The sequence below is a fragment of the Chryseobacterium sp. SSA4.19 genome, from assembly GCF_022601875.1.
In the GTDB taxonomy this organism is placed as follows: Bacteria; Bacteroidota; Bacteroidia; order Flavobacteriales; family Weeksellaceae; genus Chryseobacterium.
Genome location: NZ_JAKVIP010000001.1, coordinates 98,951 through 124,509, shown reverse-complemented (window position 1 = coordinate 124,509; position 25,559 = coordinate 98,951). Strand labels below are relative to the sequence as shown.

Annotated in this window: 25 protein-coding genes; 16 read left to right on the top strand and 9 right to left on the bottom strand. The window is 36.9% G+C overall.

Annotated features, from left to right (window positions below):
• Positions 1-525 precede the first annotated feature (525 nt).
• Genes MKJ01_RS00555 through MKJ01_RS00535 form a run of 5 tightly spaced genes read left to right on the top strand, consistent with a single transcriptional unit; the run spans position 526 to position 7,827 of the window.
• The gene (locus MKJ01_RS00555) at positions 526-2,418 is read left to right on the top strand and encodes a hypothetical protein (protein ID WP_241610911.1); all 1,893 of its coding nucleotides are present in this window, start codon (positions 526-528) and stop codon (positions 2,416-2,418) included.
• Complete coding sequence (locus tag MKJ01_RS00550; protein WP_241610910.1) at positions 2,418-3,461, top strand: HlyD family efflux transporter periplasmic adaptor subunit; 1,044 nt, start codon at positions 2,418-2,420, stop codon at positions 3,459-3,461. Before MKJ01_RS00555 ends, MKJ01_RS00550 begins: the two co-directional genes overlap by 1 nt.
• 11 nt (positions 3,462-3,472) lie before the next feature.
• Positions 3,473-4,429 (top strand): hypothetical protein, encoded by a 957-nt coding sequence (locus tag MKJ01_RS00545; protein ID WP_241610909.1) that lies wholly within the window; start codon positions 3,473-3,475, stop codon positions 4,427-4,429.
• A 7-nt stretch (positions 4,430-4,436) separates the two neighbouring features.
• Entirely contained in the window at positions 4,437-5,744 is a 1,308-nt protein-coding gene (locus tag MKJ01_RS00540) for a glycosyltransferase (protein ID WP_241610908.1), read from the top strand.
• Between the two features lie 55 nt (positions 5,745-5,799).
• Positions 5,800-7,827 carry a hypothetical protein gene (locus MKJ01_RS00535; RefSeq protein WP_241610907.1) on the top strand — a complete coding sequence of 676 codons (2,028 nt, stop codon included), beginning with the start codon at positions 5,800-5,802 and terminating at the stop codon, positions 7,825-7,827.
• A gap of 343 nt (positions 7,828-8,170) precedes the next feature.
• Here the strand turns inward: MKJ01_RS00535 and MKJ01_RS00530 are convergent, their stop codons facing one another.
• The 4 genes from MKJ01_RS00530 to MKJ01_RS00515 all read right to left on the bottom strand — a co-directional run bounded on the left by MKJ01_RS00530 (position 8,171) and on the right by MKJ01_RS00515 (position 12,151).
• Positions 8,171-8,362 (bottom strand): cold-shock protein, encoded by a 192-nt coding sequence (locus MKJ01_RS00530; protein WP_241610906.1) that lies wholly within the window; start codon positions 8,360-8,362, stop codon positions 8,171-8,173.
• A 486-nt stretch (positions 8,363-8,848) separates the two neighbouring features.
• Complete coding sequence (gene katG, locus MKJ01_RS00525; RefSeq protein ID WP_302850467.1) at positions 8,849-11,134, bottom strand: catalase/peroxidase HPI; 2,286 nt, start codon at positions 11,132-11,134, stop codon at positions 8,849-8,851.
• Positions 11,135-11,338: 204 nt separating this feature from the next.
• Entirely contained in the window at positions 11,339-11,800 is a 462-nt protein-coding gene (locus tag MKJ01_RS00520) for a transposase (RefSeq protein WP_241610903.1), read from the bottom strand.
• A 27-nt stretch (positions 11,801-11,827) separates the two neighbouring features.
• On the bottom strand, positions 11,828-12,151 hold the full coding sequence (locus tag MKJ01_RS00515) for a transposase (protein WP_241610901.1): 324 nt from the start codon (positions 12,149-12,151) through the stop codon (positions 11,828-11,830).
• Positions 12,152-12,338: 187 nt separating this feature from the next.
• On the opposite strand from MKJ01_RS00515, the gene MKJ01_RS00510 reads away from it, so the two are divergent.
• Entirely contained in the window at positions 12,339-12,800 is a 462-nt protein-coding gene (locus MKJ01_RS00510) for a heme-binding domain-containing protein (RefSeq protein WP_241610900.1), read from the top strand.
• An 11-nt stretch (positions 12,801-12,811) separates the two neighbouring features.
• Positions 12,812-13,225: a thiol-disulfide oxidoreductase DCC family protein gene (locus tag MKJ01_RS00505; protein WP_241610899.1), complete on the top strand. Its 414-nt coding sequence runs from the start codon at positions 12,812-12,814 to the stop codon at positions 13,223-13,225.
• 132 nt (positions 13,226-13,357) lie between these two features.
• Here the strand turns inward: MKJ01_RS00505 and MKJ01_RS00500 are convergent, their stop codons facing one another.
• The gene (locus MKJ01_RS00500; protein ID WP_241610898.1) at positions 13,358-14,788 is read right to left on the bottom strand and encodes an alpha-amylase; all 1,431 of its coding nucleotides are present in this window, start codon (positions 14,786-14,788) and stop codon (positions 13,358-13,360) included.
• A gap of 186 nt (positions 14,789-14,974) precedes the next feature.
• Between MKJ01_RS00500 and MKJ01_RS00495 the strand changes: the two genes are divergently transcribed.
• Together MKJ01_RS00495 and murA are read left to right on the top strand one after the other, a co-directional pair.
• Positions 14,975-15,652 (top strand): DUF4290 domain-containing protein, encoded by a 678-nt coding sequence (locus MKJ01_RS00495; protein WP_241610897.1) that lies wholly within the window; start codon positions 14,975-14,977, stop codon positions 15,650-15,652.
• Positions 15,653-15,654: 2 nt separating this feature from the next.
• On the top strand, positions 15,655-16,962 hold the full coding sequence (murA, locus tag MKJ01_RS00490) for a UDP-N-acetylglucosamine 1-carboxyvinyltransferase (RefSeq protein ID WP_241610896.1): 1,308 nt from the start codon (positions 15,655-15,657) through the stop codon (positions 16,960-16,962).
• Positions 16,963-17,061: 99 nt separating this feature from the next.
• Here the strand turns inward: murA and MKJ01_RS00485 are convergent, their stop codons facing one another.
• From MKJ01_RS00485 to MKJ01_RS00475, 3 genes are all read right to left on the bottom strand, one after another.
• Complete coding sequence (locus MKJ01_RS00485) at positions 17,062-17,373, bottom strand: hypothetical protein (RefSeq protein WP_241610895.1); 312 nt, start codon at positions 17,371-17,373, stop codon at positions 17,062-17,064.
• A gap of 206 nt (positions 17,374-17,579) precedes the next feature.
• Positions 17,580-18,209 (bottom strand): YiiX/YebB-like N1pC/P60 family cysteine hydrolase, encoded by a 630-nt coding sequence (locus MKJ01_RS00480; RefSeq protein ID WP_241610894.1) that lies wholly within the window; start codon positions 18,207-18,209, stop codon positions 17,580-17,582.
• A gap of 4 nt (positions 18,210-18,213) precedes the next feature.
• Positions 18,214-18,669, bottom strand: a complete 456-nt coding sequence (locus MKJ01_RS00475; RefSeq protein WP_241610892.1) for a DUF1801 domain-containing protein — start codon at positions 18,667-18,669, stop codon at positions 18,214-18,216.
• Positions 18,670-18,899: 230 nt separating this feature from the next.
• On the opposite strand from MKJ01_RS00475, the gene MKJ01_RS00470 reads away from it, so the two are divergent.
• Both MKJ01_RS00470 and murB read left to right on the top strand, forming a co-directional pair.
• Positions 18,900-20,105 (top strand): pyridoxal phosphate-dependent aminotransferase, encoded by a 1,206-nt coding sequence (locus MKJ01_RS00470; protein ID WP_241610890.1) that lies wholly within the window; start codon positions 18,900-18,902, stop codon positions 20,103-20,105.
• A gap of 235 nt (positions 20,106-20,340) precedes the next feature.
• Positions 20,341-21,354: a UDP-N-acetylmuramate dehydrogenase gene (murB, locus tag MKJ01_RS00465; RefSeq protein WP_241632420.1), complete on the top strand. Its 1,014-nt coding sequence runs from the start codon at positions 20,341-20,343 to the stop codon at positions 21,352-21,354.
• A 14-nt stretch (positions 21,355-21,368) separates the two neighbouring features.
• Here the strand turns inward: murB and MKJ01_RS00460 are convergent, their stop codons facing one another.
• Positions 21,369-21,812: a VanZ family protein gene (locus MKJ01_RS00460; protein ID WP_241610887.1), complete on the bottom strand. Its 444-nt coding sequence runs from the start codon at positions 21,810-21,812 to the stop codon at positions 21,369-21,371.
• A gap of 55 nt (positions 21,813-21,867) precedes the next feature.
• Between MKJ01_RS00460 and lnt the strand changes: the two genes are divergently transcribed.
• The 5 genes from lnt (at position 21,868) to ftsY (ending at position 25,542) form a co-directional block, all read left to right on the top strand.
• The gene (gene lnt, locus MKJ01_RS00455) at positions 21,868-23,511 is read left to right on the top strand and encodes an apolipoprotein N-acyltransferase (RefSeq protein WP_241610886.1); all 1,644 of its coding nucleotides are present in this window, start codon (positions 21,868-21,870) and stop codon (positions 23,509-23,511) included.
• Between the two features lie 322 nt (positions 23,512-23,833).
• On the top strand, positions 23,834-24,076 hold the full coding sequence (gene rpmB, locus MKJ01_RS00450; protein ID WP_002976757.1) for a 50S ribosomal protein L28: 243 nt from the start codon (positions 23,834-23,836) through the stop codon (positions 24,074-24,076).
• 3 nt (positions 24,077-24,079) lie between these two features.
• Complete coding sequence (rpmG, locus tag MKJ01_RS00445; RefSeq protein ID WP_056216154.1) at positions 24,080-24,262, top strand: 50S ribosomal protein L33; 183 nt, start codon at positions 24,080-24,082, stop codon at positions 24,260-24,262.
• Positions 24,263-24,282: 20 nt separating this feature from the next.
• Entirely contained in the window at positions 24,283-24,435 is a 153-nt protein-coding gene (locus tag MKJ01_RS00440; protein ID WP_082140648.1) for a DUF4295 domain-containing protein, read from the top strand.
• A 153-nt stretch (positions 24,436-24,588) separates the two neighbouring features.
• Complete coding sequence (gene ftsY, locus MKJ01_RS00435) at positions 24,589-25,542, top strand: signal recognition particle-docking protein FtsY (RefSeq protein ID WP_241610885.1); 954 nt, start codon at positions 24,589-24,591, stop codon at positions 25,540-25,542.
• Positions 25,543-25,559 lie beyond the last annotated feature (17 nt).

Genomic DNA, 25,559 nt, shown 5'->3' with positions numbered 1-25,559 from the left:
CCTCTATGATTCAAGATTTCTTTGACTACATAATAGAATAAATAACTATTATTATTTGTTATTTTTTAACATTGGTCAATATTGCGTCAGTAATTATAATCTAATTTAAAATAATAAATTACTAGTTCTGAAGCATATAAATAATATCAATCTGATTAATAGTTTTCCAGATTAATATTTATTCTAGCACTTAAATATCTAATGGTTTAAATTTTCAACAATATCAGTCGAAGCTATTACCGTAAGTATAAATCACTACAATTAGTAATAATTAGTAATAATTATCAATTTTTCTTTTAACTCGGTAGAAATTATCAATATTTCTGATAGATTATGTAAGTATTAAAATAATTCAAATAAAAAGATATAAATTTGCAAAAAATTGCTATTTATTTTATGCGGAAAACGTTACAACTCCTACTTATTTTAAATTTTTTGATTCTTTTAAGCGCTCAGAGCAAATCTGCACTTAGCATAAATTCAGGTTCTTTACATGTTCTGGCAACAGATTACCGGAAAATATATGTGTCAACAAAAGAAATTATTTCAAACCTGTTGGCTGATAGCAAAAGCCATGAAAATACAGCGCCTTATAGTTTTGCAACAGCAAATGTTTCGCTGACTCATGATGTACTTGATATCTCACACGATAATTCAGCAAATAAAAATACTCTGAATATCAACTGGATTTCTGAAGTTAATTATAATTTCAGCCCGGGTTTTTCAGATGATGACAATATTTTTTACCGTGCAAGGGTATCGTCGGGATTAGACTGGCTGGCTTTAGGAGAAGGGAGTTCAAAAAACCAAAGGATACAGAACTCATTAAATGAAAAAGCCAGAAAGATGAATGTTCTGGAAAAGCTGCAATATAAAAAAGAAATAAACTACAGGGAAAACCTGGATGCAATCAAAATGCTCTTTGATGAAAAAAGAATATCCATTTTGGCTGATTATGAAAAAATCTTAAAACTTCTGAATGAGTTTGATATAAAACAAAATAAAAGCGGAATTGCCAATGATACTGAACTGGCCAATAACAGATACCGTTTGGAAAAAGTGTCCATTGAAAAAAAATCATTGGAAAACCTGCTTAAAAGCTCATTCACAACCTCTTTTGGCAAAGAAATCTTAAATGCCTCCATTCCTGATCTGACTCCTGTTGAACAAATAGACCTTAACGTCCTGGTAAAGGATAAAGAGCAGGCTCTAAAAATGGAAAAAGAAATGCTGAGCATCAGAACCAAAAGAGACCGGCAACCTGACCTGAGATTAAAATTACGGTATAATTACTACTCTGCGTTATCAAGAGACAGAAATTTTGCCAGCCTGGGCGCTTCCCTTAACCTGCCAGTCAGCAGAAGCAAGAGCAATCTTGGCAATGAAGAGGATCTGAAGTTTAAAGAAAACATGCTGAATGATTTACAGCTGATCTACCGTGACAGGCTGAATGGTATTTACAGAGACTATTATTTGTTAAAATCAGAAATAGATATACTGCAAAGGGAAAGTGAGTACCTGGAATCTGAGCTCAAACTGAAATCAACCAATGAAAACAGCAATACCTTCAGCCCTGCCGGATATTTGGGTACAGCTGAAAAGTTCCTGAATAACCAATTACAGATTTACGATAAAAAATCTCATTTATACGAAAAGTATCTTGAATACAGAATGACAGCAGGCATAGATTATAAAACAGAACAGCTGCAGAACAGAACCGACATAGATAATGCAGGACACGAAACCTATATCTGGAGTGCCTTATTTAACAACTACTCAAATGCTTATATCATCGATCTGATGAACCACTGGCATATCAACAGGGTTTTCCTGTCTATCGGGAAAGTTCCTGATATGGTAAAGGTTGAAGATTTCAAAACACAGGCAGCAGCAAATAATATCCAGGTATACCGATTAATAGGAGAAAACTCCTATGCAAAAACAGATGATGGATTTACAGATCTGCAGCAAGCCCTGATCGATGCGAAAAATATGGGTTTCGCCGGAGTACATCTTGATATTGAGCCTCATACGTTTGACGACTACAAGGAAAATATTGATGTTTATTCGCAAAGACTTATCAATCTTTTTACCAATTCAAAAATATGGTGTGACCAGAATAACATGGATATGGGGGTAAGCATTCCGATGCACCTACCCTTAAATGTAGCCACTGCATTGAATGACAATAATGTAATGAGCTATATCATGGCATATGACGTTCTAACTCTTGAGAAAAAGATGAATAAAACAGCTGCCATAAGAAATATTCTGGGAACCAATTATGTATGGGTATTCAGGATTAACGATTTCCAGACTTTCAGCAATTTACTGGATGCCGAGACAACTGTTCAGAGCAACGGTATTTCAAAAATAGGATATTATGACCTGTCACAAATGAATAATTTTAAGCCCTAATGGAGATCAATTTCAATAATGATAATTTAACAAGTGAAGTCTATGAAAAACCTGTTAAAAAAAGAAAATGGGACCGATGGATTTATTTTGCCATTTTACTGTTGATTTTATTTTCTTTACTCCGATGGATCATATCATCATGGATTTTTGACTATGCTGACGGCTTCCTGAAACAACAGCAATTTGATGTTAAATTTACAAATGACATCAGTATTCTCAATTATAATATCAAGGAAGGATCGACCGTAAAAAAAGGTGACACCCTGTTCAGTTATGAATTTTTCTCTGATGCCAATGCCCGTAAAAAGTCTGAGCAGGACTCTATAAAAAGTCTGATAGACAACACAACCTTTGAAAACCGCCTAGCCTCAATTGATGCAGAAATTTCAAAAAAGAATTTTCTTCTGAATGATCTCCGCAAAAGAATACAGTTCTGGAGAAGTGAAAAAGTCAGAAAGGAAAAACTTGTCTATATCAATCAAATTACCCCTAACGAGCTTGCCAATGTAGACCGGTCAATCGATGACGTGCAATATGCACTTCAATCTGTACTGGCAGATATTAAAGCATTAAATAATGAAAGAGCAAAAATATTATCCATAAATAAGGTTAAAAACTCCCTACTTACTGAAGACAATAAAATTTCTAAGGTCCGGAACTATTACATCTCACCAGTAAGCGGAGTTGTGGACCGTTTCCGTATCGCGAATGGTCAGGTGGCCTATAAATCGGATATAGTCACTTCGCTTATTCACGAAGGACAGTTTGTAAGAGCTTATGTAGATATCAATGACCTTGATGAATTTAACGAAGGAGACCACGTTGAAATAAAACTGCCGTACGGCTTCAACAAAACCCTTAAAGGCAGAGTAAGAAAAATTTATTCGCTTTCAGAATTAAAGGACACTTCGCTGCTTAACAAAAACATAACCGATAATAAATATGGAGTTGTAATCGATATAGTACCTCTCGATGGAAAATCATGGAAAGCTGTAAAAATAAGTAACATCCCGGTAAAAGTAAAAAAACTAAAATTTTCATAAGGAGAGTTATCATGTCAGACAAAATTCTAACACTGGACAACGGGATCACGGCTTTAATGCTGGAAGAACAGATAGATCATAACGAAGTGCCGGATCCGGATCTTGCAGACATCTGGATCATTAATAATGATAAAGCATGGAATGTGAGAAAATTCTTAGTGCATATGATCAGGCATCACGATCCAAAAGTTTTCCTCAAACCTGTTTTTTTACAGAAAAGTTTTAAAAAAACCTATAAAGAATATAAAAATTATAATCTTAAGCATCTTTGTGACGGTTATATTGATGAACTGGATTTGAAGAGCAAATCAGGATACATCAGGTTCATTTTAGACTTTATAAAAAAAAGCCATCTGAACCCGGCCATCTTTCAGGACAATGATCTGCTTAAAAAAATCATAACCTACTATTATTCAAGGGATAAAAATATTGAATTTCATGAAAGTCCCAATTCGCTAAGCGGATATTCCTATCCGCGCATTGAAGCCTATTATGACAGTGCCGCGGATGCTTATGAATATACACGGTTGATTCTGAACAATGCCTATAAAAATGATTATCTCAGCAGACATTATGTAGATACCTCGCACATTTGTAAAAAGTGCAGTTCCGGTTTCCTGAATTACAGAGAAGAATGCCCAAAATGCAGAGAACATAATTTGCAGGCAAGGGTCTTATTACACCACTTCAGGTGTGCCTTTGTTGCTACGGAAAATACTTTTCAGCAGGATGACAAATTAATATGCCCAAAATGTAGCAAAGAACTTAGAAATTTGGGCGTAGATTATGACAAGCCCGGGAAAATATTTTACTGTAAAAACCATACATGCGGACATGAATTTCAAAAACCTTTAATAGGTGTTCATTGTATCAACTGCAAAACGGAGCAGGCACCTTCAGAATTAAAGCTGGAAAAGATTTATAATTATGAGCTGACCCATAAGGCAATCACTGAAATATTAAATTAAAAGGAAAGTGGATAGTCTTTGGGAAATGATTTTTTCTAATCTGCAGTATTCAGACTGGAACAAAATTCTGAATTGGGGATGGTATGTATTTATTATAGACGTACCCAGATTTCTGATTCTTGAAATTATTGTCCTGTTCGTAAGCTTGAGAAATCGTTTTACCAATCAAGGAGAATGGAGGACTGCCCGGGAAAAACTAATGAAAGAATTCCCGCTGGTCACTATTTTGGTTCCTGGACATAATGAAGGAAAGCATCTGCATAAAATGATTACTTCCATGCAGAAGCAGACCTATAAAAACATTGAGATCATTGTTGTTGATGACGGTTCCACAGATCACACGAAAATCATAGGCCAGTCTTTTGAAAAAATGGGTGCTATCTCAAAATTTTTAAGATCCGGAATACGTGGAGGCAAAGCTTCAGCTGCCAATCTGGGCCTGAAATATTCAAGAGGTAAATATATCGTTCATATTGATGCAGATTCCTCTCTTGATAATGATGCGATTGAAAAAGCATTGTTGCCATTTTATATGTATGAAAATATTGGAGGTGTTGGAGGAAATTTAATGGTAAGAAATGATGACGATTCGTTGGTATCAACAATGCAGTATTTGGAATACCAGCAGTCCATAAGCATTTCCAGGATTGTCCTTTCAAAACTCGGCATTTATAAAATCATATCCGGGGCATTTGGGGTTTTTCCCAAAAGAATATTGGATCGCGTGGGCGGATGGGACGTAGGGCCCGGCTTAGACGGTGACTTAACCGTTAAAATCAGAAAGATTGGCTACAAGATATTTTTTGAAGAAAATGCAGTCTGTAACACCCATGTCCCCGTAGAATGGGGCAAATTAGCTAAGCAAAGATTACGCTGGTCCCGTTCTCTTATCCGTTTCAGGCTCAGAAAACACAGTGATGTATGGTTCCCCAATAAAAATTTCCGGCTTTCAAATTTCTTCGCTTTTTTTGAAAATGTCTTCTTTGGGCTAGTTCTGGATATCACCTGGTTATTTTACATGCTAAGAATAATAATTGAGAATCCGGAATTTCTTCTTTTTTGGTTGCCATTCAAATATTTACTATATTTGCTGCTGTATTTTATGCAGTTTTTAGTCTGCTTGATAATTGTGAAGAATAAGAAGAAATTTTTGTCTAAAATTATATACATTCCGCTCTATCCGATATATATGGGATATTTCATGCGAATTGTAAGGACAATTGCCTATATGGACGAATTATTTTTTTACGATTCTTATAAAGATCCCTGGAACCCTCAAAAAACGTCTAGAAAAGCAAAAGAGTTTGGCGCCTGATCCGCGTTATTCTCTTTCTACTCCATTAAAATTTACAATAATACATATTTCATTAATGATTAAAAAACTAACCGCTGCAATAGGTATTTTAGTGCTTGTTGCTTCAACCGGATGTTCTTCAGAAGATAACTTAATGTCTGAGAACAACGAAAGCTCAAATTCCATAACCAATGGAGACATCACCCTTCGGTATGGAGGTGTAGAACTCAGCAAAAGCATTGAGTTAAAGAATACCAAGGTTAATTTCATAACATTTGATCCGGGTGTTCAGAAATTATCTTCTGCTCAGAAAACAATTTCCTATACGCCAAATCTATCAGGAGCTATTGCTGCTGTAGGAAGCAACTGGTACAACATCAATAGCGGAGAAACTTACTATATTCCTGAAGGAACCACTTTTACCGGTGGATTTAATTTTAATTCCGCTGGGAAAATCATCGTCTTGGGTAATCTTGGAGGTTCAAACTGGATTAATGTTCCTAACGGAGGTAAAGTGGAAGTTGGTACCAACGGTCAGATCCTTAGCTCAGCTAATTTTCATCTTAACTCTGGAGGAACACTTAACAACTATGGATATGTGGATTATACTACTTCATCTGTGGATGGAATCATCAATAACTATAACAACATTAAATTTACAAAAGATATCAGCTTAAACGGAAGTTCTACTGTAAACAACTATTGCCGAATGGTTTTTGAGATGCAGAATAATTATCTGAATGCTACTCTTAGTAACGAAGGATACTTAACATTCTCAAAAGGCTTCCATATCAACGGTTCAGGAGTACTGAATTTAAAGCCACAGTCATTCACTGATGTGACCGGAGGTTCTGTTTCGATTGATGGCAAAATCAGCAATACAGGAAGCAGCTTTGCAAGAATGGATTTTGTTAATATGTCTTTTGGAAACATGAATGCGTCGCCTGCAGTAACAGGACTTATTGATCTGAACTTTACCAATACCTCTTATTCGGTATTACAGAACAATAATAAAATCAATAATCAGGTTACATTAAATGGAAATACATTTATCCCTGCTGAAGGGTGCAGACCACAAAAAGGTATTTCTCCTTGTACGGACAGCCAGCTCCAGTTCACACTTGTAGCGAACGCGGTAAGCCCTTCTATCAACAATAATGTACTGAGCGCAACCGGTGTTACTGTAAATAATGGTTTTGCTTATGTCTCTTATCATACCAATGACGCTGCTTTCGGAAGCGATACTCAGGGAGCCGTTAGAATCTTAAATGTTTCTGATTATAATGCTCCAACTCTAGTAAGTGAAGCATTGTTTAATAATGTTGAATTTAATAATGTTGATGTTGCTGATAATAAAATATTTGCGACAGGTGGAGATAAAAACGGAGCAAGATTGATCACGGCGCCGCTTTCTAACAATGTATTCAATACACAGGATTTATCATTATTCTCCAGCTATAAGCTTCCAAGCTCTACGGCAAAAAATTCTTATTTTTATAATAATTCCCTGTATGCAGTAACAGGAACAACAGGAGGTGGTTTCTTCAAACTTAATCCTGCTAACGGATATTCTGTATCTGACCAGTTTTATTCTTCAGGTGAAAGAGCAAAATATATTGCACATAATAATACCTATCAGGTATTTTTAGCCACCGAAGCTACCGGCACTTCATTGAGAATAGCAAATGTAGACGGAAGCAATCCGAAAACATACACTTACAATACTCTTGTACAGTCTGTTACTGACGGAAAGAATGTCATTACTTTAGATGATGAATATGTATATCTTGCTTTAAGTGATAAAGGGGTTGCGAAGATTAAACTCAGCAATGGACAGCTGATGAATACTTTCGTTCCGAGAAACTTCAAAGTAAATAACCAGAATGTATTCAGTCAGACAGGGCTTACCAATGCAGTAGCTGTAAATAACTGCTATTTGTATCTGGCTAATGGTACAGACGGTGTGATTGTTCTGAATAAAAATACCTTCAATGTAGTAGGATATTATAAACTTAACGGTTCAGCCAACTATATATACATTAATAACAACCTTGCATTTGTTGCTACAGGGAAGGCAGGATTGAATATTTTAAAGATCAATTAATCCTTAGAATATACTTCATATAAAAAATAAATCCGGAAATGTACATTTCCGGATTTATTTTTTACCACACAAAGGAAGAATGGATGTAACTGATCGGATAACTGATTATTCATTAAGATTACTTAAGCCACAAAAAAGAGAATATTATTAATATCCAGGCTCTTATTTATCAATAGCTGTTGAGTCCTAAGTAATATAATTATTAAACAGGCTTTTAATAGATATTCTTTGTACTGTACGCATTCTTTATTTTCTTCCATTTAATTATCAAACAAAAAAAGCAGATAACAATAAATGTCATCTGCTATACTTTAAATAAAGAAAAAGGTTACCCTTTCTTCAATTATGCTATGCGCACGTTAACTGCATTAACGCCTTTTGCACCGTTTTGTAATTCGTAAGTTACGACATCATTTTCACGGATAGTATCTACTAAACCTGAAGTGTGTACGAAAACATCCTGACCACCGTTTGAAGGTGTGATAAAACCAAATCCTTTGGTATCGTTAAAGAATTTTACTGTTCCTTGTTGCATTGTTAATGTATTATAAAATTATTGTATTAATAAATTTTGACTATTGTCATTGTACTGATCATTGGACCAAAACAATCATAATCTTATTTGTTAACAAAAAATGATGTGGGTATTTTTAGAATCTTGAGATGTTATATTCAAGTTGAGAAAAGATACTGCACCTGTTATTGATGACAAAATTAGCGTCTGAAAAAGCAATAACTGAATAAAGAGCAAACTCAATGGTTTCAGCAGAAGCAGTGGCAGTAGCCTGATTATTTTACAAATATACACATAATTTATTGGAAATAAGGAATTTTATTTATTTTCTGGATAACAAGCGAGTCCCGGTGCTATTTATTTTATCAATTGTACTTGTTTAAAAAGGTAAGTAAAGTATTAGTATTTTCCTAAATGTACATTTTCATACGCTAGATAAAAAACAATAAAAAAGACAGCATTTCGCTGTCTATATAAATGATCTGTATATAAATAATCTGTGATCACCTATTTTAAATCAAACCTATCGGCATTCATAACTTTTACCCAGGCAGAAATAAAATCATTTACAAATTTCTCCTGAGCATCAGAACTTGCATAGACTTCAGCAATGGCTCTCAGCTCAGCGTTTGAACCGAAAACAAGATCCGCACGGGTGGCTGTCCATTTTTTTTCTCCTGTTTTACGGTCTGTTCCTTCATACAGTTCGTTATCAGGAGAAGCCGCTTTCCACTGAGTACTCATATCTAACAGATTAACAAAAAAATCATTGGTGAGCACACCCGGACGTTCTGTAAAGATGCCATGTCGTGAACCATCAAAATTTGCATGCATGGCCCGCATTCCTCCTATCAATACCGTAAGTTCAGGAGCGGTAAGTGTTAGCAGCTGTGCTTTGTCAATTAATAAAGACTCTGTAGAAACGGAAAACTTTTTCTGCAGGTAATTTCTGAAACCGTCGGCTACAGGCTCAAGATAGTTCATCGCTTCTACATCTGTCTGTTCCTGAGAGGCATCTATCCTTCCCGGAGCAAAAGAAACGATCAATTGGTGTCCTGCATCTTTAGCCGCCTTTTCAACACCGGCACTTCCGGCAAGAACAATCAGATCCGCCATCGAAACTTTTTTACCGCCTGTCTGTGTTTCATTGAAATCTTTCTGAATATTCTCTAAAATGCCTAATACTTTCTGAAGCTGTACCGGGTTATTAACTGCCCAATCCTTCTGTGGAGCCAGGCGGATTCTGGCACCGTTGGCACCGCCTCTTTTATCACTTCCCCTGAATGTGGATGCGGATGCCCAAGCCGTTGAAACCATTTCGGAGACAGTTAATCCTGAATCTGTTATTTTTAACTTCAACGCTTCAATATCCGAATTATTAACAAGCACATGATCAACCTCCGGAACAGGATCCTGCCAGATGAGTTCTTCCGAAGGCACATCAGGACCAAGATAACGGGCTTTCGGTCCCATATCTCTGTGGGTAAGCTTGAACCATGCTCTGGCAAAAGCATCGGCAAACTCATCAGGATTGTCATAAAATTTTCTTGAAATTTTTTCATAAACCGGATCAAACCTCAACGACAAATCGGTTGTCAGCATGGTCGGCCGGTGTTTTTTATTCGGATCAAAAGCATCCGGAATAATTTCTTCCGCATTCTTTGCAACCCATTGATGGGCTCCGGCCGGGCTTTTAGTAAGTTCCCATTCATGCTCAAAAAGATTTTTAAAAAAATGATTGCTCCATTCGGTAGGGGTCTCAGTCCAGGTAACTTCCAGCCCGCTGGAAATCGCATCCGGACCCTTTCCTGATTTATAGGTACTGTTCCAGCCAAAGCCCTGCGCTTCAATTCCTGCTGCTTCAGGCTCCTTACCTACATGATCGGCAGGCCCTGCGCCGTGGGTTTTCCCGAACGTGTGACCTCCTGCAATTAATGCTACCGTCTCTTCATCATTCATTGCCATCCTCCCGAAAGTATCACGGATATCTTTTGCCGCCGCAACAGGATCAGGATTTCCGTCCGGGCCTTCAGGATTTACGTATATCAAACCCATCTGTACGGCTGCCAAAGGCTTTTCAAGATCCCTTGTATGAATATCGCCATCTGCATCATCATCCATCGGCAGTACGCCCCGATCTTCCACAACACCATCCGAACCGTGTCCATAGCGAAGATCCCCGCCCAGCCATGTTTTTTCCGAGCCCCAGTACACATCCATATCCGGTTCCCAGACATCTTCCCGGCCTCCTGCAAATCCGAAAGTTTTTAAGCCCATCGATTCCAGCGCTATATTACCGGTAAGGATTAATAAATCCGCCCATGAAATTTTCCTGCCGTATTTTTGTTTTATGGGCCATAATAATCTTCTGGCTTTATCTAGGCTTACATTGTCCGGCCAGCTGTTCAACGGTGCAAAACGTTGCTGTCCTGCTCCGGCCCCGCCACGGCCATCTCCTACACGGTAAGTTCCTGCACTATGCCAGGCCATACGGATGAATAAAGGGCCATAATGCCCGAAATCTGCAGGCCACCAATCCTGGGAATCATTCATCAGATCATGAAGGTCTTTTTTCACAGCTTCAAGATCAAGATTTTTAAATGCTTCTGTATAATTAAAATCTTCACCCATAGGATTTGAAAGTGAAGAATGCTGACGCAGCATATCAACCCGCAGCTGGTCCGGCCACCAATCAAGGTTTTTAGTTCCTCCACCTGCTACTGCTATGTTTTCTTTTTTCATTGTCCCATTATGGAAAGGACACTTGCTTAGGTCATTTGAATCTTTTTCCATTGTCGTTTGATTTTTTATGTTTGATAATAATTAATTCTGTGCTGACAAACTTACAAAGTTTAAAATATAAATAAAATCTATTAAAAATACCGTAATGATAGCTTAAATAAATAATATACCATATTAATTACTATGTGGTATTACTTGATTAAGTTAATACTTTTATGGTAGAAGTTGTTTAAACTTTTAATTTTTTGATCAGTCTCAATGAAATGCTAAAAAGTGCAGGCTTTTCCAAGTAATATCCAATGTTTCAAATCTTATAAGTAAAGCTTTGAAGCCGTCTAACCAAGCATTTGCCTGCTCTATTTTAAATCTGCTTTCATACAATTTTTCATCAAAGTAGTGAGCATTATCTGTTTTTTTTCCATTTCGGGGATTGGTTTTGATGTTGCCCACTATTTCCTCCATTTCTAATTTCTGCCTTAAATTTTCACTGTCAAATCCTGAATCTGCATTTAAAAAAAGACCTTTATGAGAGATTTCTGCTTCGGACAAAATTTCAATAATCTCGCCCAGAACATCTTCTATTTCATATAAATCGTGATGATTTCCGCTTCTGGGATTTCCCATCGAAAGCATTTGACCATGATTGTCGCACAGAAAAATCATATTGCTTGTTTTCGCAGACTTCCTGCTTTGATATGCGGTTGATTCGCCGCCCATTCTGCATCGGGTTTGACTTCCATCCAATTAAACACACGACAGATCCAACAACCTTTTGTTACGATTCAAAAGATGAACCCAAATATTTCTGAAGCTGTCGTCTTTGCTCCATTTATTAAAAAAATAATATACACTTTGCCAGCTTATTTTTTCTTCCCCAAAATAGTCCTTTAACGAAATTTCACGCCACTGGCAACCGGTTTTAAGCCGTTTTACAATGGTCTGAATTATTTTTACCAGGTCAAACTTTGTAGAAAATCCTCGTTTTCCTTTGCTTAAATGGGGTAAAATCCATTTCTCTACTTTATCTTTGCTGATGAGTTCCAGATTATTAGTCTTTTTAAATTGCAATCCAAAATTGCTAATTTTCTCGGAACTTTTTTTCCCTAAATAAGTTTAAACAACTTCGTAGAATAATCAATACAGAATTTCAATTTTAATCATAAATTTTAAATTAAGGATGTCCCTAATTCATACTCTATATTTCATATCATTAAAATTAATTATATTTATATGTTAATAAACATGAATTTTTAATATGAAAAAAGTATTGGTCATCCTCCTCGTCATATTTATCATAATGCAGTTTTTTCCGATTGACAAAACCAATCCTGTCCCTACACCCGGAATGGATTTTTTAAGGATAAAGGATACTCCGTCGCAAATTTCTACCATCATTAGCAATTCATGCTATGATTGCCATTCTAATGAAACAAAGTATCCATGGTATTCTAATGTTGCACCTTTTTCATGGATACTGAAAAATCATATTGATGAAGGAAGAAAGGAGTTCAATTTTTCAACCTTTGCCGTTTATGAACCTAAAATACAGGCACATAAATTGCAGGAATGTATAGAAATGATTGAAAAGAAAGAAATGCCTTTGGAATCTTATTTTATAGGACATCAGGATGCTAAGCTGACTGATCAACAGAGGAAGCTCCTGACGGATTACTTTAAAAGGGAGAAAAAAGAAACAGAACGTAAAATGTCATTTTAAACATTATGAGTATGGAGAGGGACCTACAGAATAAATATATCGTATTTTTTGACGGAGACTGCGGAGTGTGTAATTTCTGGGTACAATGGATCCTGGAACGTGATAAAAAGGATCAGTTTATGTTTGCTTCTCTTCAGTCTGAATTCGGCCAGAAATTTTTATCTGAAAGAGGACTGAATACCAAGGTTTTCAATACGATGTATTTATGGAAACCTGATTCATATTATCTCGAAAAATCCAGAGCTGTTTTAGAAATAGCCCATCTGCTTGGAGGCATTTATAAGATCTCTGCCGTTGCAAAACTTATTCCGAAATTTTTGAGTGATAAGGTATATGATACCGTTTCAGAGAACAGAATGAAGCTGGCTAATCAGAAATGCTATCTGCCAACTCCTCACCAAAGAAAGAAATTTATTCAAGTCTGAATCCCATAAAAATAGGGATCAACAAGGATTATTACTTTTCGAATTTTTGTTTAATCGCTATCAGAGATAATTAAAGGACTGTTTCATTTGTTGAAGCAGTCCTTTAGTTTTTACGTGAGGTGCTTTAACATATTATTGGTTCAGTGACCATACAGAGTAAGAATTCGGTGCACACTGGATTTTTACCCATTTATCGTTCTGCGTGGTCGGATACCAGCCTGAGCTTCCTGTAAAGTCTTTAATCTGCTGATTCGCCCAGTTGGTCTGTATCCATCTCTCCTGCCAATTTGAAGAAGTATTGATATACACCACCAGGCCCGGATTTCCGTTATAGCCGTTTCTTCTTGCAATATATTCATCATTATCAGTGTAGAGAATTGAAGTTGTTCCCGTTGCTTTATTGTTGTGAATCCAAATCAGGTTGTTGAGGCGCTCTTTATTCAGCCATTCTTCGTAATCCCGGTAAAAAATAGTAGGATAACCTTCATGGGTAAGAATATAAGCATACGCTGGCATCTTATTATTAATAATATCGGTATCGTGATTAGCAACAAATGTGACAGCTTTAAAAGGGTTTCTTTTCCACATCATATCATCGTTTAAAACATTTAAATTTCCGTTATCAAAAGCTTCATCCATTTTGTAATATGCGGCAAAGTCAAAAACAGAACTGTTTGCATTATTTGCCCATGATTCTAATGTATTCACATTGGAATCCCATAATTCCCCGACAGAAAATCCACCAACATTAGAATTCCAGCTGTTCACCACCCACGCTCCGAAACCTTTGACATAATCAAACCGCCAGCCGTCAAATTTCATGATATTTTTATAATATTTCCCTACGGAATCATCTCTTCCCCAAAGCCAGTCCTGAACATACGGATTCGCATGACAAAGATCCGGAAAGCCCCCAAAAGCACCTTCATCGTTATTGCCATAGGCATTTTTATAAAAATCATTATAACTTCTGGGAAATTTTCCTGAAGCTACGCCTGAAAAATTTGTCCAGGTATTTGATCCTACGTACGGGTTGTATTCTGACTGTCCCCCACTGTTATGATTGATCACAATGTCTGCATACACCTGCATATTTTCGGCATGGGCTTTTGTAATTAATGCTTCAAGTTCCGTTCTTGAACCAAATCTGGTTTCCACGGTACCGTTCTGGTCATAGTTTCCGAAATCATAATAATCTGTAGGATCATATCCCATTGAGTAGGCTCCGTTCTGAGCTTTTGATGCCGGTGGTAACCAGACTGCTCCAATTCCTGCATCAGACCAACCGGCCAGTTTTTCTTTTACGGTATTCCACCAGTTCCCACCGGCCGGGACATCCCAATAAAAACCCTGCATTAAAACACTTCCTCCGGGTCCGGCAAAAAATTTCCCATATTCAGACGTTCCCGTATTGAATGGTCTGCCGTCATGATGGGTTACCAATATAGTTTTATCATGAACTTCCTGCTGTTTACGGGATTCAGCCGTTATTTCATCATTGCTTTGGCATGACGTGATAAGACCTGCTGCCAGCAGTATAAAAAGATAATGTATTTTTTTCATAACTAAAGTTTTAATTATTAAACCATTATCTAAATTACACTTTATTCAATAAAATCTTGCAATCGTGAAATATTATTTTAGCTTTTAAAATTAGATTAACAATTGCATCTTAAAATTTTCATTAAAAAATTATAAACTTTAAGATTTTCGGTACATTTTTTCCATTATTGCATATATTTGCAGACTATGGAATACAATACCCAAAAAACCCAGCTTCATTTGCCTGAATATGGCAGAATTATCCAACAGTTGGTTGAACGTTGCAAAGAGCTTTCTACAAAAGAAGAAAGAAACGAAATGGCGATGGCAATTATTGATTTTATGGGTCAGAGAAACCCGCAGTTGCGCGACGAAGAAAATTACAAACATAAACTTTGGGACCACCTTTTTATTCTGGCTGAATATGAACTGGATGTTGATTCCCCTTATCCGTTCCCTACCAGGGAACAGCTTGCTGAAAAGCCGAAAAGAATGGAATACCCTAAACTCCAGGGAGATTTTAAATTTTACGGTAAAAGTATCCTTCAGTTAATAGAAAAAGCAATAGAGCTTGAACAGGGCGACGAAAAAGAGGCCCTGATTGAGGTCATTGCCAATAATATGAAGAAATCTTACAACGTCTATAATAAAGAGCATGTAACGGATGATGTGATTTTCCGTCACCTGAAAGAACTTTCCGAAAACAGGCTGGATCTTACGGGAATCGACAGTCTGGAAAAGAGCAAGATATATTATACGAGCAACAGCAACAGAAACGGCAATAACAATAACAACAACCGAAGCAACACCAACAGAAATAACCAGTCCAATAACAAAAGAAGGCATAACAATAACAGCAACAACAATCATAAAAACAGAAAGTAGACATGAGTGGAACATTTCAGATAAGAGGAGGGAAAAGACTGCAAGGTGAAATCACTCCACAAGGAGCAAAAAATGAAGCTCTTCAGATCCTTTGTGCCGTTTTATTAACTGATGAAGAAGTCAGGATCAAAAATATTCCGGATATCCATGATGTGAACAGACTGATTGAGATTCTTGGTGACTTTGGAGTAAAAGTAACCAAAAACGGGCAGGGTGATTATACGTTTAAAGCTGATAATGTTAATTTCGATTATATCAAATCCAATGAGTTCAAAAAAGACGGAGCCAAACTGAGAGGCTCCATTATGCTGATGGGCCCGATGCTTGCCCGGTACGGTGAGGCTTATATGCCGACTCCCGGTGGTGACAAAATAGGAAGAAGAAGGTTAGATACTCACTTTCAGGGACTTGTAGAACTCGGTGCAGAATTCAATTATGACGAAGAAGAATATTTTTATTCATTAAAAGCAACGGAGCTTAATGGAAAATTTATTCTGCTGGAAGAAGCTTCTGTAACAGGAACGGCCAATATTGTCATGGCAGCAGCTTTGGCAAAAGGAAAAACCAGGATTTATAACGCAGCCTGCGAACCTTATCTTCAGCAGCTCTGCAAGATGCTGAACAGAATGGGAGCCCAGATTTCAGGGATTGGGTCCAATTTGCTGACCATCGAAGGCGTGGAATATCTTCACGGAACTGAACATACCATGCTTCCTGATATGGTTGAAATAGGATCATGGATCGGACTTGCAGCAATGACAAAATCTGAAATCACTATTAAAAATGTCAACTGGAACCAGCTGGGTGTTATTCCCAATACTTTCAGGAAATTAGGCATTGAGCTTGAACAGAGCAACGATGACATTTATATTCCGGCTCAGGAAAATTACAAAATCCAGAAATTCATCGACGGCTCTATTCTTACTATCTCTGATGCTCCATGGCCGGGATTCACACCGGATCTTTTATCCATCATTTTAGTAGTGGCAACCCAGGCAAAAGGAAGCCTTCTGATTCACCAGAAAATGTTTGAATCCAGATTGTTTTTTGTGGATAAACTCATTGATATGGGCGCACAGATCATTCTTTGCGATCCGCACAGGGCAACGGTGATCGGTCTTAACCAGGAATCTCCATTAAGGGGAACCACTATGGTTTCTCCGGACATCAGAGCAGGAAATGCCCTTCTCATCGCAGCCCTTTCCGCAGAAGGAAAATCGATCATCCACAATATCGAGCAAATAGACAGAGGATACGAAAATATTGACGGAAGATTAAAAGCAATCGGCGCTGATATAGAAAGAATTTAATGATGAAAATCCACTGCTGATTTTCTGTTTCAATGGAAAACAAGCGGCTGTCAGAACTATCTGACAGCCGCTTTATATTATTAAAACTATGAATTCAGGTTATAGGTATTTTCTGCAGACATATTCTACCGTTGTGCTCAAAAGCTTGTTTTGATAGAGATAATATTCCAGCTGTTCAAAATCGGCGGAATTAATATTAAGATACAGCTGAACAGATCCAAAGCTTCTTCCATTGATATATTCAACATTTACGGACAATACTTTATGGCAAATTCCCAATTGGCGATAAATAACATCCATCAGATATTCAAATTTCATCTTCCCGTTCAGTTCAATTTCAAGGATCAGTTCTTTCTTTGGAAGATTTAAATTGGATTGTACACCCTGAATGTTTTGAGAAGTTGCTGCCATAAAATCTTTTTTAAGAAAATATTCATATCATTCGACGATACATCATCAAATGCCTGACAAAAATATAAAATTTTATTAGTCTACAAAAATAGTAGGATAATAATTTATATTTGATCTTAAAATTTTATCAACTTACGTTTGGGCTCTATCTGATTAACTGTATTAAACAAGAAAAGTATACATCAGACTTTGCTATTTTGATGTGTTTATTTTAACTTCTTTATTCTTTCCAGCTTTTCGGAAGCTGCTAGACCATTAGGATTACAGCCAGGCTCACCTTCGGGAACTTTTAGATTTTTCTTTTGATAGAATTCTTTCCAGAAAGTATTTGTAGCACCGGTTTTCGGATCGATGAATGTCATAGGTTCCAGTTTGAAAATATGGTCTTTCCGGAATGCTCTTTCAATAAAATCTGAACAGTAATAAGAATTTTCATCTAAAATATAATTGAAATTATATGGTTTTCCCAACATTAAATTGGCATTTTCAACAGCTGAAGGGATTGCCTGCCTGTATTGAGGCAGCAAGCGGTATACTATGATATTTTGCCCTTCATAAGTATGGCTCTTCACAAAACCTCTGATTTCCTGTCTTTGTGAACCTCCTTTCGGTGCTGCATGAAGCACAAAAAAACCATGCCTGTTCTTTTCTACGATTCCGATATGATCGAACGAAGCATGCTCCTGTTTTTGGGTAACATTATTAATGGCTCCGGAAAGTCCCGTTTCTTTTGCAGTTACGAAAAGCAGGTCGCCGTTTCTCAGTTCTGAAAATTGCGCATTCTTACAGCTTAGCAGAAAGATTAAAAGAAAAATAAAAGAAAATATGTTCTTCAAAAGCCTATTTTTTAAAATTGCTTTCATAAACTTCCACCCATTCTTCCACAGTCATTTTTTCACTTAACGCAGCCAGCAGTTCCAAAGGAATATCATCCATTTTTTTGAAACGTATACAGGATTTCCCCATATCTAATTTCCTTTTGGAATATTTTGGAAATTCTTCCGTGAACCAGTTTAGCAGTTCAGGCTTTGCATACATTCCCATATGATAGAGGGCAACAAAATTTTTCTGGGAAGCCAGCGATATAAACGGCAGCGGTGAACCCGGAGTACAGTGATAGCCGGCAGGATAAATTTCCAATGGAAAGCCCCAGCCGATCATTCCTGAACTTACATTCTGGATAAACCCTTCCGGTAAATGATTATTAACGGTATCAAATATCTTTCTGAAAATATCACGTCTTTCCTCAGGAATCTTTGACAGATAATCTTCTAATGAAACAGCCTGGATCTGCATATGTAGACTTTTAATAATTGTCAAATTAACAAAATTTAATTGACAATTATTTTTTAAATATCAGAGAGACTTCTTTTTTCAGGAATTAATACCAAATGTATTCCTTGAATCATTAAAATAATAATAGTATCACTCGTAAGATTGAAAATACAGCTGTATCGGTTTCTTTACCTGCTTTATTTTAATATTGCGAAATTAAATCCTATTTTTGCCATACAAATTTTTGAACAATGCCGAATATTTCAAACAGAGCACTCCATATGCCGCCGTCGCCGGTAAGAAAACTGGTTCCTTTTGCTATTAATGCAAAACAGAAAGGAATAAAAGTATACCACCTGAATATCGGACAGCCTGATATCGAAACTCCGGAAACGGCTCTTAACGCATTAAAGAATATTGATTTAAAAGTCCTGGAATATGCACTTTCCGAAGGTAATCTGGAATACCGTCAGGCCCTTACGGAATATTACCATTCATTGGATTTTACAGACCTTACGCCAGATAATTTCATTGTTACGAACGGAGGCTCTGAAGCATTGAATTTTGCCATCTCAACATTGTGCGATGATGGTGATGAAGTAATCATCCCTGAGCCGTATTATGCCAACTATAATGGCTTTACAAGTACTTTCAATGTGAATGTGGTGGCAGTACCGTCTACTATTGATACCGGTTTTGCACTTCCTCCGATTGAAGAATTTGAGAAAAAAATTACTGCAAGAACAAGAGCTATTGTCATCTGTAACCCGGGAAATCCTACCGGTTATCTTTATACTCGTGAAGAACTGCAGAAGTTAGCAGAAATTGCTTTAAAATATGATATTGTTATTATCTCTGATGAAGTATACAGGGAATATGTATATGACGGCAAACAGCAGATTTCCATGCTTGCCTTTCCTGAACTGGCAGAAAACTGCATCATCATTGATTCAGAATCAAAGCGTTATTCCATGTGTGGCGTAAGAATAGGATGCATGATTACCCGTTCCAAGAAAATCCACGATGCTGCCATGCTTTTTGCACAAGCCAGGCTGAGTCCTGTTCTTTTGGGGCAGATTGCCGCTACTGCTGCACACCAGAATGACGGCGCTTATATCAGAGCAGTAAGAGAAGAATATACCCACAGAAGAAATGTTCTGGTTGACTTACTGAATGCGATTCCGGGAGTGATCTGTCCGAAACCGAAAGGTGCTTTCTATTGTGTTGCAGAGCTTCCTGTTGACGATACTGAAAAATTCGCACAATGGCTGCTGGAAAGCTATTCAAATCAAAATGAAACCATCATGGTCGCTCCGGCAGGAGGATTTTACAGCAATCCTGAACTGGGTAAAAAACAGGTAAGAATCGCTTACGTTTTAAAAGAGGAAGACTTAAAAAGAAGTGCAGCTATTTTGAAAGATGCGCTGGTAAAATATAATCTAGAATTCACTCATTAATTTACATAATAATACGGCAGCAGTAAAATCCCAGGCTTCACATTTGGTCTCAATTTTATTGCTGTCATATTTTTTTCGTTAGTTTCTTAAAAAACTCAAAGATCACTTCTATTCATATCAGTCCAGATACAAACAGGATGTAAACGGATTGGATCCGACATTCTTTGACTTCACATTGTTTTTAAAACACCTTAATCCAGGTTCAAACATTGCTCTGCAGAAATACAAAAAAATGATGCACGAAAATTTTTCACTTAAACCTTACAATACATTTGGTATAGATGCAAAAGCACACTATTTCACTGAAGTTTCTTCTGTTGAGGAATTGCTGGAAGCCTTGAATACACCTGCTACCCGAACCCTTCCCCTCCTTTTCCTGGGCGGCGGAAGCAACATCCTGCTAACCCAGGATTTTGAAGGACTGGCTATCCGGTTAAATTTAAAAGGTATTCATGAAGATTTAATCAACGACAATGAAGTTTTGCTTACGGTAAAAGCAGGGGAAAACTGGCATGAATTCGTATTGTTCTGCCTGGAAAAAGATTACGGTGGCATGGAAAACCTTTCCCTGATTCCGGGAAATGTAGGAACTTCCCCGATGCAGAATATCGGGGCATACGGAGTTGAGATCAAAGACACCTTTGTAAGCTGCACCGTTCTTAATTTAGAAAACCTTCAGCTGGAAACCTTTAATCGTGAACAATGCCGGTTCGGCTACAGGGATTCTGTTTTCAAACAGGAAGGAAAAGGAAAATATGTAATTTTAGAGGTCTCTTTTACCTTAACAAGAAAAAATCACCAGCTTAAGACGTCATACGGAGCCATACAATCCGAATTGGAAAAATTAAACATTATGCATCCTACAATTCAGGATATTTCAAAAGCAGTGATTAAGATCAGGCAAAGCAAACTCCCAGATCCTAAAAAAACAGGAAACGCAGGAAGCTTCTTTAAAAATCCTGCTATTCCACTGATCCAATTTGAAGAACTGCAGCAGAAATTTAAAAATATTCAAGGGTATCCGAACGGAGATTTTGTAAAGGTTCCCGCCGGATGGCTTATTGAACAATGCGGGTGGAAAGGAAAACAAATCGGCAATGTAGCTTCCCATCAATTACAATCTCTCGTTATTATCAACGCAACCGGAAATGCGACCGGTAAAGAAATTTTTGATTTTTCGGCCATGATTATTGATTCTGTGATGGAAAAGTTCGGAATTGAACTGGAAAGAGAAGTGAATATTATATAATGTAAATAATTAAACTATCTCCATCTTATTTTATCATGATAAAATGAAGCCTGAAGCTTTCCTTCAATGTACTGACAGAACAAAAATCCCAAGTATGCTCCAAAAGTATTGAGGATAATATCATCTATTTCAAAAATTCCCATCCTGGTAAAATACTGAAGGGCTTCAATGATGGTGATGGCCGAAATAAAAGTAAAAAGCAATGCTTTCAGATCCTTTAGGCTAAGAAAAATCCAGCCTAAAAAACCGAAAGGAATAAACATTACAATATTCCCAAGGACAATGATCACAATATCTTTCCAGGAAGAGGCTTCTTTAATAAAGCTTATGGTTGAAAATATGGGTTTTATGGTTAACATGTTATCTTTATACTGAGTCCTTCCCATTCCTGCAAACATGAGATACAGTAAAAACAAAACATAAGGAACAATAATAATTCTGTATAATTTCTTTATCATCACTTGAAGGTTTATTCGTTTCAAAAATAGTAAATTTGTGTATTAAATAAATGTAATGAAATACATCTTGCTTACGCTCATTTCGGCAATGCTGCTGGCTATATCCTGGCCGACCTACGGTGTTCCGTTTTTTATATTTTTTGCTCTCGTTCCGCTTTTAATGATGGAACACGGTGTTTCAAAGTTTTCAGATTACGATAGAAAAAGCTGGGTTGTTTTCGGGCTGTCCTATCTATGCTTTGTCATCTGGAATATCGTGACTACAGGTTGGCTGTACGGATCAAAAAACCCTGACGGAAGCCATTCTATGATGGCTGTAGTCTTTCCGGTTTTAGTCAATTCATTTCTTTACTCACTCGTTTTCCAGTGTTATCACTGGTATAAAAATGCACAGGGAACTTATTGGGGTCTGGCATTTTTAATTGCCATCTGGATGAGCTTTGAAAAATTCCACTTAGGCTGGCAACTGACCTGGCCATGGCTTAACCTTGGAAATGTATTTTCCGATTATCCGAAAATAATCCAATGGTACGATACGCTGGGAGCCACAGGCGGCAGCTTCTGGATCCTGCTGATCAATGTGTTCATCTTTTATACCGTAAGAACATGGGAAGCAGGAAGAAAAAGGAAAGACTTAATTAAAAACGCTTCACTTGTTGCTGCGTTAATCATAATCCCGATGATCATTTCGGTAATTAAATATAATAATTTCAATGAAAAGCCCATCGGCAGCGTAAATGTCCTGATGCTTCAGCCCGACCTTGATCCGTATTCTGAAAAATATGCGAAGGACAGCATGGTTATCGAAAATGATCTGCTAAGCCTTGCCGAACTTCATTCAAAAGGCAAAATAGATTATTATATTGCTCCTGAGACTGCACTTCCCGGAAGAGGCTCTATTTCTGAAACGGCTTTTGAAAAGAGCATCATCTTAAATAACCTCAAAGAATTCTTATCTAAACATCCCGGCTCCGTTTTTGCAACAGGAATTTCGTCACACCGGTTTTATACCAGTACAAAAAATTTACCGCAGGAGGCTTACCAGTTGAATCCGAAACTTTGGGTAGAAAGCTTCAATTCAGCAGTTCAGGTAATCCCAGATCAAAAAGTGGAAGTTTACCATAAAGGCAAGCTTGTTCCCGGTGTGGAAATATTTCCTTACATGAATTATTTAAAACCGATTTTAGGCGATGCCATGATCAACTTGGGAGGAACAGTCGCTTCGTTGGGAACAGACAAGGAAAGGGTTGCTTTTGCGAATCCTTTCAATAAAGGAAAAATTGCCCCTATTATCTGTTATGAAAGTATTTATGGAGAATTCACAACCGATTATGTAAAAAAAGGTGCCAATTTCCTCGCCATTATGACCAACGATTCCTGGTGGGGTGTAACCGAAGGTCATAAGCAGCTTTTATCTTATGCTAAATTAAGAGCCATCGAAACCAGAAGAGAAATCGCACGAGCCGCCAACAGCGGAATTTCCGCACATATTAATGCAAAAGGAGAAATTGCAGAAGATACTTTTTATGGAGATAAAACGGCCTTATTTGCCAAAATAAATCTCTATGATGACCTTACTTTTTATACAAGAGCCGGAGATCTTCTTTCAAGATTTTCAATATTCGCTTTAGGCTTTCTGTTGTTTTATTTTCTGATTAAATGGTTCCAGGACAAAATAAAAAAAGAACCTAAGATTTGATAAAAAAATAAAATTCTAAAAGTTTTTTTCAATACCCGGATTATTTTAAAAATGTTTATTAATCACAGAAAAAAGTGTTGAATTTTCTGAAAATATTTAAATATTTGCATGCGAAAAATCTTTATCAATACTGCTTATAGTTTTAAAAACTAATATGTTCTACAAAATTTAAAGACAATTTTTATTTAAAATTTAAAGAAGTTATCGGAGTACGTAAATGTATAATTTATTGCAAATAATTTTCTAAAATATTTGTCTATCTGAAAAATTCTTCGTTATTTTGCACTCTCAAATATTATAGTACAAATAAGAACATCGAGATATGTCAAGAATTTGCCAAATAACAGGAAAGCGTGCAATGGTTGGTAACAACGTTTCTCACGCTAATAACAAAACGAAGCGTCGTTTTGAAATTAACTTATTAGAGAAGAAATTTTACCTTCCGGAGCAAGATAAGCACGTAACACTGAAAGTATCAGCTCATGGATTGAGAGTGATTAACAAAATTGGAATCGAAGAAGCTATTGAAAGAGCGACTAGAAACGGATTGATTAAAAAGAACTAAATCATGGCAAAAAAAGGAAACAGAGTTCAAGTAATCCTTGAATGTACAGAGCATAAAGAAAGCGGTATGCCGGGAATGTCAAGATACATTTCTACAAAAAATAAAAAGAATACAACTGAAAGATTAGAATTGAAAAAATACAATTCTGTTCTTAAGAAAGTTACAGTTCATAAAGAAATCAAGTAATTTATAAAATATAATTTACCATGGCAAAGAAAGTAGTAGCAACCCTACAAAGCGGACAGTCAAAAAAAATGACTAAAGTTGTGAAAATGGTGAAGTCTTCTAAATCAGGAGCTTACGTTTTTGACGAAAAAGTAATGAATGCAGACGAAGTAGACGGTTATTTGAAGAAATAATCTCCACTTTATTTACAATATAAAAACTACTCATCTTTTGGGTAGTTTTTTTGTTATCTTTGTTTTTAGATTGATGGGTAAATTTACCATGATGGAATCCGTCATGGCAAATGGCTCACTCAAATCTGTAATTTAAATTCCGTAATTCATAAGATGAGTTGGTTTAAAAAGATTTTTAAAAAAGAAGAGAAAGAAACTTTAGATAAAGGATTGGAAAAATCCAGCCAGGGTTTCTTTGAAAAAATGACAAAAGCCGTAGTCGGCAAAAGCAAAGTAGATGATGAAGTCCTGGATAACCTGGAAGAAATCTTGATTGCCTCCGATGTAGGGGCTTCTACCACCATCAAAATCATAGAAAGAATTGAAGAGCGTGTTGCCAGGGACAAATACGTAGGCATCAATGAACTCGACAATATCCTCCGTGAAGAAATTTCAGGGCTCTTGCTTGAAAATCCACATGCAGGAACAGGTAATATTGATACGTCTAAAAAACCCTATGTTATTATGGTAGTAGGCGTAAACGGAGTCGGAAAAACAACAACGATCGGTAAGCTTGCACACCAATTTAAATCTGAAGGCAAGAAAGTGGTTCTGGGAGCAGCAGATACTTTCAGGGCGGCGGCGGTTGACCAGCTGGTGATCTGGAGCCAAAGGGTTGGAGTAACGATTATAAAGCAGGAAATGGGTTCTGATCCAGCTTCTGTAGCTTTTGACACCGTCCAGAGTGCTGTTGCCCAAAATGCCGATATTGTGATTATTGATACTGCAGGGAGGTTACATAACAAGATCAATCTGATGAATGAATTGTCAAAAATCAAAAGGGTAATGCAAAAGGTTATTCCTGATGCACCTCATGAGGTTTTGCTCGTTCTTGACGGTTCCACAGGACAGAATGCTTTTGAACAGGCCAAACAGTTCACTGCTGCCACGGAAGTAAATGCTTTAGCGGTAACAAAGCTTGACGGAACGGCAAAAGGAGGTGTGGTCATCGGCATCTCAGATCAGTTCCAGATCCCTGTTAAATATATCGGTGTCGGAGAAAAGATGCAGGATTTGCAATTATTCAATGGTACGGAATTTGTTGACTCGTTCTTCAAGAAGAGATGATGTCTGTCATCCCTGTC